13 protein-coding genes are annotated in these 15848 nt (G+C 34.9%); 4 read left to right on the top strand and 9 right to left on the bottom strand.

Features of this window, described 5'->3' with window-relative positions; all coding sequences use genetic code 11:
* Positions 1–2 precede the first annotated feature (2 nt).
* The 9 genes from ACY0M5_RS09775 to ACY0M5_RS09735 all read right to left on the bottom strand — a co-directional run bounded on the left by ACY0M5_RS09775 (position 3) and on the right by ACY0M5_RS09735 (position 12699).
* A complete protein-coding gene (locus tag ACY0M5_RS09775) occupies positions 3–887 on the bottom strand; it encodes an HlyD family secretion protein (protein ID WP_461631627.1) in 885 nt (294 codons plus the stop codon).
* A gap of 120 nt (positions 888–1007) precedes the next feature.
* Positions 1008–2291 (bottom strand): TolC family protein, encoded by a 1284-nt coding sequence (locus tag ACY0M5_RS09770; protein WP_461631626.1) that lies wholly within the window; start codon positions 2289–2291, stop codon positions 1008–1010.
* Between the two features lie 10 nt (positions 2292–2301).
* Positions 2302–2910: a TetR/AcrR family transcriptional regulator gene (locus ACY0M5_RS09765; RefSeq protein ID WP_461631625.1), complete on the bottom strand. Its 609-nt coding sequence runs from the start codon at positions 2908–2910 to the stop codon at positions 2302–2304.
* A 213-nt stretch (positions 2911–3123) separates the two neighbouring features.
* A complete protein-coding gene (locus tag ACY0M5_RS09760) occupies positions 3124–5547 on the bottom strand; it encodes an ABC transporter permease (protein ID WP_461631624.1) in 2424 nt (807 codons plus the stop codon).
* A 191-nt stretch (positions 5548–5738) separates the two neighbouring features.
* Positions 5739–6989: a DUF1015 domain-containing protein gene (locus tag ACY0M5_RS09755; RefSeq protein ID WP_124991973.1), complete on the bottom strand. Its 1251-nt coding sequence runs from the start codon at positions 6987–6989 to the stop codon at positions 5739–5741.
* A 118-nt stretch (positions 6990–7107) separates the two neighbouring features.
* Entirely contained in the window at positions 7108–8031 is a 924-nt protein-coding gene (locus ACY0M5_RS09750) for a 3-phosphoglycerate dehydrogenase (RefSeq protein WP_461631623.1), read from the bottom strand.
* Between the two features lie 148 nt (positions 8032–8179).
* Positions 8180–9256, bottom strand: coding sequence for a 3-phosphoserine/phosphohydroxythreonine transaminase (gene serC / locus ACY0M5_RS09745; RefSeq protein ID WP_461631622.1), 1077 nt, complete (start codon positions 9254–9256; stop codon positions 8180–8182).
* 437 nt (positions 9257–9693) lie between these two features.
* Positions 9694–10797 carry a glycine cleavage system aminomethyltransferase GcvT gene (gene gcvT, locus ACY0M5_RS09740; protein WP_461631621.1) on the bottom strand — a complete coding sequence of 368 codons (1104 nt, stop codon included), beginning with the start codon at positions 10795–10797 and terminating at the stop codon, positions 9694–9696.
* A gap of 153 nt (positions 10798–10950) precedes the next feature.
* Complete coding sequence (locus ACY0M5_RS09735; protein WP_461631620.1) at positions 10951–12699, bottom strand: TolB family protein; 1749 nt, start codon at positions 12697–12699, stop codon at positions 10951–10953.
* A 333-nt stretch (positions 12700–13032) separates the two neighbouring features.
* On the opposite strand from ACY0M5_RS09735, the gene ACY0M5_RS09730 reads away from it, so the two are divergent.
* Genes ACY0M5_RS09730 through ACY0M5_RS09715 form a run of 4 tightly spaced genes read left to right on the top strand, consistent with a single transcriptional unit; the run spans position 13033 to position 15810 of the window.
* Complete coding sequence (locus ACY0M5_RS09730) at positions 13033–13488, top strand: Hpt domain-containing protein (protein ID WP_101310374.1); 456 nt, start codon at positions 13033–13035, stop codon at positions 13486–13488.
* Between the two features lie 24 nt (positions 13489–13512).
* Complete coding sequence (locus ACY0M5_RS09725) at positions 13513–13863, top strand: STAS domain-containing protein (RefSeq protein ID WP_461631619.1); 351 nt, start codon at positions 13513–13515, stop codon at positions 13861–13863.
* A gap of 9 nt (positions 13864–13872) precedes the next feature.
* Entirely contained in the window at positions 13873–15435 is a 1563-nt protein-coding gene (locus ACY0M5_RS09720) for a response regulator (protein ID WP_124991967.1), read from the top strand.
* A gap of 57 nt (positions 15436–15492) precedes the next feature.
* Positions 15493–15810, top strand: coding sequence for a PQ-loop domain-containing transporter (locus ACY0M5_RS09715; RefSeq protein WP_461631618.1), 318 nt, complete (start codon positions 15493–15495; stop codon positions 15808–15810).
* Positions 15811–15848 lie beyond the last annotated feature (38 nt).

Here is a 15848-nt window from a genome sequence, read left to right as displayed (position 1 = left end):
TGCTATTTGAATCTAATTTCACCCGGCATTCCAATCTTCAAACGTCCGTCATTTACCACCTTAATCTTAACAGCATAAACCAATTTCACGCGCTCTTTTTTTGTTTGGATAATTTTGGGTGTAAATTCAGATTGGGAAGATATCCAGATCACTTTTCCCTGAAGCGTTTCATTCTCCTCCTTATTCTTATCAATCAAAACCTTCACCTCTTGACCGATTTTAACTTCTGAAAGCTGATCGCCACTAATATAAACCCGTAAATCAAGCGAACTTAAATCGGCTAGTTTAAATAGTGGTGTTCCTGTGTTCACCATTTCATAAGCTTCATGATATTTTTCCAAAACCGTAGCGGCCTCTGGCACATATATCTTACTTTTCTCAATTAAATCGTTTAAAGATTCTATTTTTCGATCAAGACTTTCCAACTCTCCCAAAACCTTGGCATTCTCAGTTTTAACCGCTTGTATCTGCTTCTGAGCAAGCAAAATTCCACCATTAACATCATCAACTTCTTTGCTGGTTGCTGCACCGTCTGCAAACATTTTATCAATTCTTGATTTATCTTTTTCAAGGATAGAAATCTGTTCCTGATAAACCGCGATTCGAGAAAGGATATTCTTCACTCCTGAGGCCACAGCGGACTTTTGTGCTTTTAACTGCTCTCTTTGCAGATACAACTGAGTGGTATCAATAACTCCAACTTGTTTTGCCTCTGAGAAAACATCTCCCTCATTTACATCAAGAACAAGTATTTTACCGCTGTTTTCAGCTGAAATCATATACTCTGTAGCCTCAAAATTTCCAAAAGCATCCGAATCGGCTTCATTTTGATTGCAGCCGAAAACAAAGAAAAGAATAACTGCTCCTATAATTGTTGTTAATTTCATGTGTTTATAATTTTAAGTTTTTGCCATATGGTTCCCAAAGCTTTCGGGATTCTATGCTAAAATAATCATCCCCTTTAGTGTCAAAATCGCTTTGACATGGACGTTTCATTTTATTGATATTTAAATTCCTTTGATTCGTTTGAACTCAGCCAATGATTGCTGTAATTGAATTGTATGGTATTCTTTATTTAATTTCGCTTGAATTTCCTTATTCAAATCCTCTAAATAATCACTTGAAGTAATCACACCATTATCCAACTGCGAGGCTGAACTTCTGCTTATATCCTCCTGCAATTCGATGATGGCATCATCCTTTTCAAGTAAAATTTCGAATTTCCTGATCTCACTGCTTTCTTTCCCCAAATTAATACGCTGATTTTGCGTAAAACTTAACTCCTGGGTTCCCAGTAACTCTTTTTGAATTCCAATTACTTTTTGCTTTCTGCGATTTGATTTCCAATCGAAAATATTCCAAGAAATTTTTGCTCCCAACATGTAATAAGTATCAAATTCATCCATTAATTGATTGTAACCGGGATTTCCATATCCCATCTGACCAAAAGCTGATACCACCGGATATCTATCTTTCTTCAATAACTCTTTTTGAGCATCCAACAATGATTGCCGGCTTAAGTACCATTGATATTCAGGCCTATCCTTAGATTCCAAACCATTTACTGATAGTTGATCATATTCTGTTTCTTCGAGTTTTGTATTCACACTTAAACAGCGTCCCATTAGCTGAGAAAGCACATTAAATGAGGATTCCTCACGAGCATTTAGCTCTAGCACCTGCTGTTCTATTAAAAGCAATTCAGACTCCATAATTTTTAAATTAGCAGGAAGAACCATTCCATTTTCCACAGCTGATTTCAATTGCTGTAAGCGTTTAACAATGGTATTTTGTTTATCAAGTATTACCAATTTACTTTTTCGAACCAACAGAATTCCAAAATAGGCCATATTAACGCGTTCACGAAGTTGATACATCTGAATCTCCAGATTTTTAATTTCAACCTCCGAAGATTTCTTCTCCACCTCAACCCTGTCATGAGTTTTTCCGCCATCATATATCAACTGCTCCACATCTAAGTTTAGCGAGTATCTATCTTTTGGCGCTTTGGGTGTATTCATTCCGGGAAATGAAATACCTGTTACATCGGACTGATAACTGAGGCTTCCATTGGCATAAATCTTTGGTAAATAGGCAAGTTTCAAATTCTCTGTATTCAAATCCGAAGATTTACTCAAAAGTTCTTTTCCTTTCATTAATGGGAAAAATTCCTGAACTTCTTTTTGACATTGATCCAAACTAAGAACCTCTTCCTGAGACCATCCTATCTGAATCTTAAAAAAAATAATCAGCAAAAGAATGTATTTGCTTTTTCTACAAATTGATGTCATTTCAAAAGAATTAAATTTTTATTGATTGAATTATGAAATCAGAAACACGATCGGCCCGCTCTTTCAGTATCTCATATATATTTTCATTTTTATATAAAATCTCCTCAATTACAGGTCGGCCTGCGAACGGAAAAATAGACAAACTAATGATATTTAGAATTAATTCTCTTGGATCAATCGGTCTTATCATTCCTGACTTAACAGCTTCGTTAATTTGAATTATTGTCTTTTCCCTTCCCTCCAAAAACCCTTCAACATCAAACAATTTAAGTATTCGTGTCGGATCCGAATTAATTTCATTAATTACAAAATTAGGAAGGAACGGATACTCAACTAACACTTCATGATAGTGCCTGCAAATATTTCTGATCTTTTGAAACAAATCAGAATCATCTGCTAAAAACGCAACTATGGGGCGAAGCATTTTTTTTAGTGCTTCATCAAAAACCTGTTCAAATAATTTTTCTTTGTTTCGATAGTAGTAATGAAGCAAAGCTTTATTTATTCCTGCACAATCTGCAATCTCCTGCATTCTGGCTCCGGCCAATCCTTTTTGTGCAAAAATAGTTCTTGCAGCAATTAGAATATTCTCTTGGGTCTCGACTGATTTCTTTTCCATTTCTATTTTATTAACCAGTTGGTTAATTCACACTCAAAAAATTAACCATTCGGATTAACCGTTTGGTTAATGCAAATATATTTGCTTTTTTTTATTCCTCCAAATAAATCTGCATTTTTTAACCATTTGGTTAAAATAAAATTTCCCGATAAAAAAAGCTCCCACCATTTACTGATGAGAACTTTCTTACTGTGTATTAAAACTTACAAAAAACTATTCGTATTTTAAAGATTCTATTGGATTTGCTCTTGCTACCTTCAATGAATGACCACTTACTGTAAGCACCGCCAAAATAAGCGACATTAATAAAGCCAAAATAAAATAATACCATGGAAAATTGATTCTGTACACAAAATTCGATAACCAGTGCTGCATCACAAAATAAGTTAATGGCCATGCAACAATATTTGCAATTATTACATTCAAACAAAGACTACGACTCAAAATCATCATCAATCCAAATTCCGAACTACCCAGTACTTTACGAATTCCAATCTCTTTTACTCTTTGCTGCATTTCAAAAGAAACCAATCCCAATAAACCAAGAAGTGCAATAAAAAAGGCCAAAATAGTAAAAGAACTAAGGATATTCGCAACCCTTTCTTCTCCCTTAAACAGGCTATTAAAATCACTATCTAAAAAGAAATATTCGAAAGGCTCCCCATCTGTCATTTTTGACCAGTACTTTTTTACCATCTTTACTCCATCCATTACATTATCCGGCTGTAACTTAACCAACATATAACGTTTAAAAAGTTTCGGGTCAGATACCAATAACATAGGAAGTATTTTATCGCGCATCGATTCAAAATGAAAATCTTCAATTACACCAATAATCTCAATAGCCTTCCGACCATTTTGATTAAAATCCGGCTTGTAAATATTTCGTCCTACAGGATTATCGGTATATCCCAATGCAGCAATCGCAGCTTCATTAGCTATAAAAACGGAAGAATCCGACACCCTGTTTTTATCAAATTTTCTTCCATCAATTATTTTCAGTCCCAGCAAATCAATAAAGTTTTCATCAACATGCATCAATCGAAAATTGATCATATCTTCATTGTTTGCTCCTTCACGATACATCGACCATCCATTTGTACCCCGGCCGGGAACCATTCCTGAAAATGACACGTCTTCAATTCCCGAATACTCCTTTAACTTTTCTTTAATGGATATTCTCTGTTCATCTTCTAATGAATATGCCCTATCAACCACCAATACACGTTCCTTATCAAATCCCAACTTTTTTTCCTGCATAAAATTAACCTGTTCTTTAATAATAAATGCAGATATCAAAATACCAATGGCAACCACAAATTGAAAAATAACAAGACCAGCTCTTATTCGTTTCCCCAGCCGTCCTTTTTGCACTTCACCTTTCAGTACACTCATCACCTTAAAACCTGATAAAGAAATGGCCGTATAACTCCCGGCAAACAATACAACAAATGCAATTACGCCTCCCATAAATAAAAGATACTCCCCCTGCCATAATAACGGCGACATCAAATTTTTCCGGGTAATTTCATTAAAATAAGGCAAGGTCAACTCAATCAGGAAGAAAGAAATAACAGTCGCCAATAAAGTCATTAGGAAAGTTTCTGCATAAAATTGAATCATAAGCATATTCCGATTACTTCCAAATACTTTTCTTACTCCTACCTCACGAGCCCGGGTATACGATCTGGCTGTCGTTAGATTTAAGAAATTAACACAGGCCAGTAATAGAATGAAAAAAGCAATCGCCGAAAATATATAAATGTATTTTATATCACTAACAGGCTCTATCTGACCTTCCGTAGTAGTCTTAAGATAAATCGACTCTAATGGCTCTAAATAATACTTAAATTCATTTCCGTTTTTTTCCCATGCTACAATATCAATCCCAAGAACTTCAATCAATTTAGGTCCCATATGTCTGATCGTGAAATCACGAAATTTAGCTTCTAAATCCTTGTAGTTCGTTCCTGGCTTCAACAAAAAATAAGCCTGCATATAGTCACTAAACCAAGCATCTTCCTCTTCTGCACTTAAATTTAACAAGCCAACTAAATCATAATGAAAATGAGAATTTTCAGGTACATCTTCCACCACTCCACTTATAGTAAAGAGCTTATCCTCACTCATCTTCAAAATTTTCCCAACAGGATTTGCATCGCCAAAATATTTTTGAGATGTACTTTGAGTCAATACAATATTATTCTTCTCCTTTAAAGCTGTCCTTGAATCACCAAACACGAAAGGACGGGAGAAGACTTCAAAAAAAGTAGAATCTGTGCGTAAGAATTTGTCTTCCACAAATTGCTTGTCCTCATATTTAAACAACACATTGTTCCAAAAATGAATTCTTACTGCATATTTTACTTCTGGAAAGTCTGCAACTGCATTGGGAGAGAAAGGTGCACAAATGGTATTGCCATCCATTTTCCGCTCACCCATTTTTACTTTAGTTGCTACACGATAAATATCTTTAGATTTGGGATAAAATTTATCGTAACTCAACTCATCCTGAACAAACAGATAAATAAGAAATACACAAGCCAGCCCCACAGCCAAACCAACAATATTAATAAAAGTGTAACCTTTGTATTTTCTCATATTCCGAAAGGCAACCTTAAAAAAGTTCTGTATCATAGTTTAGGGATTAGATTTACAGCCCTTATATATCAATCCATATGCCACCACTCATAAAAACCTACATATCTGATAACTACAGAAAATTATACGAAACAAAATCTGTTCGAATAAGCACGTATATGTACGTTTTCGCACAAAAAAAAAAGGATGCCAATTGGCATCCTTTCATATTTCTTATATAAACTTGCTTAATCCAACTTGTGAATTAACAAACCTGAACGAAGCTTAGGTTCAAACCATGTTGTTTTAGGAGGCATAATATTTCCTGTATCAGCAATATCAATTAACTGCTGCATCGACACTGCATACAAAGCAAATGCAACTTTCATATCACCACCATCAACACGTTTTTTCAACTCTCCTAATCCGCGAATTCCACCCACAAACTCAACACGAGTTGTAGTACGAAGATCTTCAACCCCTAAAAGATTATCCAATACATGACTTGATAAAATAGTTACATCCAAAACTCCAATAGGATCCTTATCATCATAAGTTCCTTCTTTCGCATTTAGCTTGTACCATTTATTATCCAAATACATTGAGAATTCATGCAATTTAGCAGGCTTGTAAATCTCCTCACCCATGCACTCCACTTCAAATGTTTGTTCCAACTTTGCCAAAAACTCAGTCTCAGTCATTCCGTTTAAGTCCTTAACAACACGATTGTAATCGATAATTGCCAATTGATTATCTGGGAAATGAACAGCCATAAAATAATTGTACTCCTCATCACCTGTGTGGTTAGGATTCTTAGCCGCAAATTCATCACCAATACGAGCTGCGGCTGCAGTACGATGATGACCGTCAGCAACGTATGTAGCAGGAACTTTTGTTGCGAACAACTCTTCCAACTCTTTATTTGTTGCTGGATTATTTACCGGCCAAAAATGATGACCAAATCCGTCTTCAGCAACAAAATCATACTCAGCTTCTTCGTTCTTTACTATATCTGCAACAATTGCATCAATTTCAGGAACAGCTTTGTACGAAAAGAATACCGGCTCCAGATTCGCTTGGGTATAACGAGTTAAAATCATTCGATCTTCCTCTTTATCCGGACGGGTTAATTCATGTTTCTTAATTACTCCATTCTTGTAATCTTCGCAAGCTGCGTTAGCAACAATACCATACTGAGTTCTTCCATCCATGGTTTGAGCATAGATATAGAACTTAGCTTCTTCGTCCTGAACCAACCATCCCTTATCCTGGAACATTTTTAAATTGGATACAGATTTTTTATACACCTCTTCTGAGTGAACGTCTGTTCCGGCAGGGCAATCGATTTCGGCACGAGTTATATGAAGCAAAGACACTTCCTTACCTTCAGCCATTTGAGCGGCCTCCTCTGAATTCATTACATCATATGGCAAACAAGCCAAATCTTTTGAAATCTCTTTTGGTGGGCGCAAGCCCTTAAATGGTTTTAAAATAGCCATCGCGTTTTATGTTTTTGTTGTGTTTGTTTGTTTGTTTAATCTATCTGAATGCTAATTGCATTCAAATATATAAGGTAGAAAACAAGAAGAAAATGACTTTCCTCTTGTTTTCCAAATACTATTTATTTACTCTGAATGTTTCGTCTCCGTTTTTAATGTAGTTCACAATTTGATTTGCTCCGGCAATACCAGCATTGATATTTGCCTCAGCAGTTTGTGCACCCATTTTCTTTGGAGTGAAGAAGAATCTGCCTTGAAATTTAGCTTCAATTTCTTCTTTACAGTCAGGAGCAATATCCGAAATGTATGCAAAATCTTTACGGGCATCCATTAATTGAATCAAACCTTCTTCATCAATCACCTCTTTACGAGCTGTATTAACAAGCACACCACCTTTAGGCATCTTGTTCAACAAATCGAAGTTGATTGAGTTTTTTGTTTTGTCATTTGCCGGAATGTGAAGAGAAACATAGTTGCAGGCGCTATACAATTCCTCAACAGAGTCAACCACCTTTACGCCGTCAGCTTCAATTGTTTCCTTAGCCACAAATGGATCGAAAGCATATACTTCCATTCCAAAACCTTTAGCTATTTCTCCAACATATCGTCCCACATTACCATATGCATGAATTCCGATTTTCTTTCCTCGTACTTCAACACCAGCACTTCCGTTAAACCCATTTCTTGCCAAAAATACCATCATTCCAAAAACCAACTCAGCAACAGCATTTGAATTCTGTCCCGGAGTATTCATGGCAACAACGCCTTTCTCAGTACAAGCCTCAAGATCGATATTATCGTATCCTGCACCTGCACGAACAATTACTTTAAGGTTTTTAGCAGCTTCGATTACTTCGCGTGTTGCTTTATCGCTGCGAATAATCATGGCGTCCACATCGGCAACTGCAGCTAATAAATCTGCTTTATCAGTATAAGATTCCAATAAAACCAATTCGTAACCAGCACCTTCCACAACAGTCCTGATACTATCAACAGCTGCAGGAGCAAAAGGCTTATCGGTTGCAATTAATACTTTTGTCATTTTATTTGATATTTGAATTATGAAAAAATAAAATGTCATCGCCAGCCAAATCGAAGTAATGTTTACATTACTTTAGTCGTTCCTCGTGCGCTGAATGACAAACAAACAGGAGATGGATTTCTCCATTCCTGCTCATTTCCTATTATAATTATTTTACGTGAATGTTTTTGAATTCCTTCATACAATCTACTAATGCCAGTACACTTGATTTTGGCAGAGCATTGTAGGTAGAAGCACGGAACCCTCCAACTGAACGGTGTCCTTTAATTCCTGACATTCCTTTCGCGGTTGCAAATTCGTAGAAGTCTTTTTCCAATTCTTTATATTCGTCATTCATCACAAAACAGATATTCATTAATGAACGATCTTCTTTATTAATAACAGTTCCTTTAAACATTGGATTACTGTCAATCTCATTGTAAAGCACTGCTGCTTTATCTTCGTTTCGTTTCTGCATTGCAGATACGCCACCTTGTTCTTTGATCCACTGCAAAGTTTGAAGAGCTGCAAAAACAGGAACAACTGGTGGAGTATTGAACATTGACTCTCCATCGATGTGTGTTTGGTAGTTCAACATTGTTGGAATCTGACGATCTACCTTACCAAGAATTTCATCTTTTACAATCACAAAAGTAACACCCGCCGGTGCAAGATTCTTTTGAGCACCGCCATAAATTAATGCATACTTTGAAACATCAACCGGGCGAGAGAAAATATCAGATGACATATCAGCTACTAAAGGAACATTAACGTCTAAATCTTCTTTAATCTCTGTACCGTAGATAGTGTTGTTGGTAGTGATGTGAAAATAATCTACATCAGAAGGAATTTTATATCCTTTAGGAATGTAGTTGTAAACAGTATCTTTCGAAGATGCTACTTCTACTACTTCACCAAATAGTTTTGCTTCTTTCAAAGCTTTGTTTGCCCAAGCTCCTGTATTCAGATAAGCTGCTTTTTTTCCTAACAAATTGTAAGGAATCATGCAAAACTGAGTTGAGGCACCACCACCAAGAAACAAAACCGAATAACCTTCAGGAATACTTAATAATTCCTTAAACAAAGAGATAGCCTCATCCATTACTGCAACAAATTCTTTGCTGCGGTGAGACACTTCCATCAAAGAAAGACTTGTTCCGGCAAAATTTTTAATTGCTTCAGCTGTTTTTTCAACTGTAAAATCAGGAAGAATTGAAGGACCTGCAGAAAAGTTGTGTACTTTCATTTTTTCAAACGTTTTAAATTTTTGTATTATTCCATATCCTGAGGCAAAATTGCAAATAAAAATTTATTTTAAGACGGTTTTACTTGTTAAAATGTATGTTTTATAACAAATAATTTATCCTCTTATCCCCCTTCGTATAGATTAATATTTACGTTCTGAAAAACAGAAACTTAACCTGCAGAATTTTTTACTTATATTCATTCACACGATGGTGTTTTTTCCTGAAAATCCAAATATTTGGATTGTTCGAAGCAATCTTTGTGAATTTAGATGGTAACAAGAAAAATTAAATTCTATTTTCAGAATTAATTTCCCTTAAAAAACCATTCCAAATATAAGAATTTATGTTTGAAAAGCCCCAACCGCTATAATTAAAAACAAAAAAAGGCAGCTACATCAAGAGTAACTGCCTTTTGTTATTTCAATAAAAATTCGATTTACGCTTTGTAAAAAGGAATTTTTGTGATTTTAGCTTTTACCGCTTTATTTCGAACCCGAATGAAAATTTCGGTATCAATTTTATAAAATCCTTCTTTAACATACCCTAGGCCAATTGATTTCCCAATCATTGGAGCCATTGTTCCTGAAGTTACTTCGCCAATTTCATTTCCTTCAGCATCTTCAATCTTGTATCCATGACGAGCAATGCCTCTGTCAATTAATTCAAAACCTTTCAATCGGCGCTTTGGTTTTTCTTCTTGTTGTTTTGCAAAAAACTCACGATCGATAAAATCGTTTCCTTCCACAAACTTGGTGATCCAACCTAAACCTGCTTCAATCGGTGAATGGTCATCATCAATATCATTACCATATAAACAGAAGCCAACTTCCAAACGCAGCGTATCGCGAGCTGCCAAACCAATTGGCTGGATTCCAAATTCTTTTCCTGCTTCCATTACAGCATTCCAAAGCTTCACTCCATCTTCGTTTGACACGTAAATTTCACATCCACCGGAACCAGTATAACCGGTAGTCGAAAAAATAGCATTTTCGATTCCTGCAATGGTCACTTTTTGAAATGTGTAATACTCCATATCTTCAATCGGACGATCCACAATTTTCTGCATTGCTTTCAATGCCAAAGGACCTTGCACAGCTAACTGACATATTTCATCAGAAGCATTATAAAGTTCAGTTCCAACTTCCAATCCCATTTCTTCAGCATTTTTACAACACCAATTCCAATCTTTCTCAATATTAGCTGCATTTACAACCAATAGATACGTCTCGCTATCAATTTGATATACTAATAAATCATCAACGATTCCGCCTTTCCCATTTGGGAAGCAACTATACTGAACTTTTCCATCTGAAAGCGCAGCTACATCATTTGTAGTCAATTTTTGTACAAAACTAAAAGCTTTTGGACCTTTCACCCAAAACTCACCCATGTGAGAAACATCAAAAACCCCTAATTTTTCACGAACACATTTGTGCTCATCGTTAATTCCGGTATACTCAATAGGCATGTTATACCCAGCAAATGGTGCCATTTTCGCACCTAATTCTTCATGAAAGCTAGTGAATGCTGTTCTTTTCATTTGTTTACGTATTTTGGGCAAGATCTTCAAGTAATCATAAAAAAGACAAACTTTTTCACTGAAGATTTACCTGAGAAAAAAGTTATTAAATCGTGTTTGTGTTATCTTTTGCAAATGTAAAAATTTTTCTCAGATATCGTTTGTGCCAATACACTAGTTTGCCTCAAAAGGTCTTCTTGCAATTCCCAATCGATAACCTCCTTTAAACAATACAACAAAAGCATCCTTCACTCCACAGGCATCCCTATATTTGGCAGCCTCCTTAAATGTTAAAAATCCTCCGATAGTATATTTATGCCAGTTTTCAACAAACAAATGATCTATAACATCACCTCCTTTATACCTTTTAAATAGATCTTTAGGATCCATTTCTTTTCTTGCCGCAGCAATTTGAACTCTATAAACAAAATCCTCTTCAACCAATTCTTGTTTTACCGGAGTTTCAGTTATTGCAACGGCCTCACTTTTAAAACTTACAAGCGGAAGAGTAGCAGGAACTTCTATTTTCGTTTCAGGAAGCTCAGTCACTGGTTCTACTATGACTTCCTCTGCAACCTCTTCGATTACCGGCTCAGGTATTTTTTGACAATAAATATCAAATCCTCCTTTGCCTCCGCTACGCTCGGATGCAAAATAAAAAACACCATTCTGATCTTCACAATAGGTAATATCGTTATCAGTACTATTTATTGGATATCCCAGATTTATTGGCTTACTCCAAGTTCCATCATCCCGACGGTCAGACTTGAATATATCATATCCCCCCATGGTATTGTGCCCCTTTGAACTGAAAAATAACTTAGTGCCATCCGCACTTATAAAAACATCACCTTCGTCATATTCAGTATTAATATCGCCACCAATATTAATTGGTTTAGACCATTTAGACTCCGATTCTTTTTTGCAAAAATAGATATCACAATCGCCAAAGCCTCCTTTACGATTACTTACAAAATAAATTTCATTTCCCGATTGAGGTAAACTTGCAGAACTCTCTCTTGAGTCTTTTTCATTTATAAATTTAATTGCTTTTCCTATTTTCCATTTGCCTCTCTCTTTTTCAGCCAAAAACAAATCACCTGCTCCCGAATTACTATTATAAAATACAAACTGTTTATCGTCAAATTTAGACAGCAAAGTAGAATTTACATTTTCTACTAAATTATTTTTCTCTTCACGAACCTCAATATCCAACACCTCACTTTTTGAAGCCTTAAAAAGCTTTTCAAAAAACTTTTGATCTTCTGGTGACCTGCTATCATTCTCTAATCCTCTTCGCGAACTAAAAAATAAATTACTATCAATTATTTGAGGATTAAATTCATCAAATTCTGAGTTTACATTTCCTTCAACAGGCTGTATCTCCAGATCAAGACTATTTTTCATTAGCAACCTGCCGCTTCGGCACTCCTGAATGTGTTTATCACTTATAGGCAGAAGTTCTTTCTGCTCTTTATACTTATTCTGTTGAATTAACTCTTTATTCATTTTAAAATGAATAATTGCATCAGAAAAATTATTTTGATATTTATAAGCCAAACCAATCAGAAAATGAATATCTGCACTGACATCTGCATTAGCAGATTGTGCGGCAAGTAAATATGACAGCGCTGCATCTTTTGGTCCTGCTATTAAATAACAAAGACCAATATTGTAATTTAACTCAGGATTATTATTATTTAAATTGTAGGCACTCAAAAATAGATTTAAACTCTGGGGCACATATCCAATTCCTTTTTGATACAGCTCAGATGCCTCTTTCACTTGGGTGAAAGCTTGTTTTCGATTCGGTTCATTCCCAACAAATTCAGACTTTTTCACAGGCAACAATTCTTGCCCAATTAAATTCCCTGATAATAAAAAAACAAAAAGAAAAACAGCGGTAGTAAACTTCCAGATCATAAACATTAAGTTAGATATTTTGTTCAGATAAATTCAATAAAAATTAGTGTTACGAAAAAAAAAATCTTTTGTTGAGATTAATCCTAATTATTAATCGGGCAAACAATAGCAAACCTAAAAAATTACGATCAACAAACAATCAGTAAAATCAAGGATACTAAGCTCTAATTGAATAGCTGGAGCAATAGGTAAATTGAAAATAAATTAGTATTATTGCATATGCGACAATGAAGATTTTACTCAAAATTCAGCGCATTATTTCTATCGAAACAAAAGCTGAATTTATAAAAAAAATCAAACAAATGTTAAATCGAACAAGCTCATATCAACAGAATGACTCAAGGTGAAATGATCACAGATCTCTCCTATCTAAAGGAGATGTCTGGAAATGACAAAAACATCATCAGTGAAATGATTGATATTTTTCTAGAACAAATCCCTGAATTTGAAGAAGAAATATCAAGAAGTTTTGAAGCTCGGAACTGGCAGGATTTAGGCGCTATTGCTCACAAGGCAAAATCATCCGTACGAACAATGGGAATGGAAAATTCAGGTGATTGTCTAGAACAATTAGAGCATTTTTCAAAAGGAAATTTAAAGTTTGAATTGCAGCTGAAGAGAGAAAACAGGATTGAATTTAGTCCTCAAGATGAAAAAAACTGGACTAACGTGAAAAACGAAACTATGAATGACATTGATTTAGTAAATATTCCTGTATTAGTAGAGGAATTTTTATCACAATGTCCTTTAGCCATAAAAGAATTAAAAGAAACCTTAGGACAACTTTAATCACTGTAACCATATTTTACTGCTATGAATATTGAAACCAAACAGGTAAACTCTATAACAATAATGAAATTAGGAGAAACCAATCGTTTGTATGCCTTAAATGCAAATATTGCGAAAGAAAAAATGAATGAATTTTTGTCTCTGCCTAAATCAAAATTAATTGTTGATTTTGAAGAAATTAGCTTTATTGACAGTTCTGGTTTTGGGGCACTTTTATCAGCTCTCAAAACATCAAAAGAACATAAAAGTTTTATAAAACTTTGCAATATCAACAGAGATGTGATGGAGCTGATAGAATTAATGCAGTTGGATTCTATCTTTGATATTTTACAAGACCAAACCGCATGTGTTAACAGCTTTTCATCAGTTGAATAAAATACTGATATGGCAAAAGTCTCGCCAAATATACTGGTTGTTGATGATGACGTAGTTATCCTAAAATTCATTGAGTTTACTCTAAAAGGATTAGGTTACCAAACAACACTTGCAAAAAACGGGAAAGAGGCTATTGATCAGGCCAAAAGTCAACATTTCGATCTTATCATCTCAGATTTATACATGCCATTAATGGATGGCAATGAACTGGTAAGAAGACTAAGGCAGACACCTGAATACCAACACACTCCTTTTATTTTCCTTTCTGGAAACAACGAGGAAGATACATGGATTAAAAATCTGAATGACGGTGCGGATGATTTTATCACCAAACCAATCAAACAAAAGATCTTTATCTCAAAGATCAAATCCCATTTAAAGAAAGCCTATTTAAGAAAAGATATTCTTGATGGTGCGAGAAAAGATGACATCAGTTTTGAAAAAGGAAATTTGATTTATTGTGCCAATAGAATAAAACCTTTTCCTCTTCCCAGGAAGCACCTTAAAACAAATATTACTGCCGTTTATACCGATACCGATTTTTTCATGGCCTTGCAGGACACCAATACCTGGGGCATAATTATTGATGATAAAGCCAATTGGGCAATCTCCATCTTAGATAAAATAACGGAAATTGTCTCGAATCATATTCCAATAAACATTCTTGTCTCTGATGCTGACGACATGGACAAACTGGAAAATCTAATGCAATCCAAAATAAGCGGTTTTCTATTTAAAAATCTGAATCCAAAACTGATTATTCACCAAATTAATTCAAATGTTCAACGTGAGCATGATTTAAAAAACAAATACTTAAACGCATTAAACTCTGCAGCTAAACGATCTCCTATTCGTTTCGAAAATGAATTTCAAGACACAATACGTGACTATAATATTCAAATTCTTCATCAGCCCTATGATAAATTACCGGGAGGTGATTATTACGAGATTATCGATGTGGATCAGAATAGAAAAATATTGATTTTGGGTGATGTAATGGGTAAAAAATGGGATGCCTGGTTCTTTGTACCAGCTTATATTGCCTACATCCGAAGTACCATTAATTTTTTCGTTAATCGACAAGAACTCGATTTTGTTGAATCACCGGGCAAATTTCTCGATATTATAAATGAGTATCTTTTTAAAGACATTCAGCTTACAGAAGTGTTTACAACTCTAAGTATCATCTCGCTTTGTACTTCTTCAAATAAAATTAGTATTGCCTCGGCCGGAGCTCTTCGCCCTTTTCTTTATGATGGAGTAGAAAAAAACATATCCCAATTAAATATTGTAGGCACACTGTTGGGGGTTGTAAAAGAAGGCAAATACCGAAGCTTAGTTCACGAGTTTAATAAGGGAGACAAACTATTCTTTTACACCGATGGCTACACTGAAGCTGTTAATGACAGAACCGGTGAAATGATTGGTGATGAAGCTATGTTTTACATTCTTGACAACAACAAAGAAAAAGAAATTATTGAACCTAAAGATGTGGAATTGGAATTAACCAAAATCTACAATGTCTCTAAATTTGATGATGACCGCACTTTGTTGTTAATCCAAAGAAATTAGCCGGATTTCTTATTTTTCTCCTTTGTTTTGTTCATTTTTGCATGAAAATACGACGACATGCAAGCAAATGAAATTATTGGATGGATGGGAAGCATTCTTTTCGCAATTTGTGCTCTGCCACAAGTAATCCACACATTTAAAACAAAAAAAACAGATGACCTAAACGAGTTGTTTTTATGGCTGTGGTTTTGGGGTGAAGTTTTTACCTTATGCTATATTTTTATAGATGATGTAGCCAGCAACAACTACCATATACCACTATACTTCAACTACTTATTTAATATACTATTGCTTTTTTATCTGATATTCGCAAAATACACCTACAATTCAAAACCAACCACACTTTCTATTATCCGAAAACGAATAGGTTTATAATATTGTAAAGTTAAAAAAAGCCGGATGATACCCATCCG

It is taken from the genome of Labilibaculum euxinicum (assembly GCF_963678175.1).
Classification (GTDB): Bacteria; Bacteroidota; Bacteroidia; order Bacteroidales; family Marinifilaceae; genus Labilibaculum; species Labilibaculum euxinus.
Note: the sequence above shows the minus strand (reverse complement) of the source record. Positions and strands in the feature narration are given on the sequence as shown.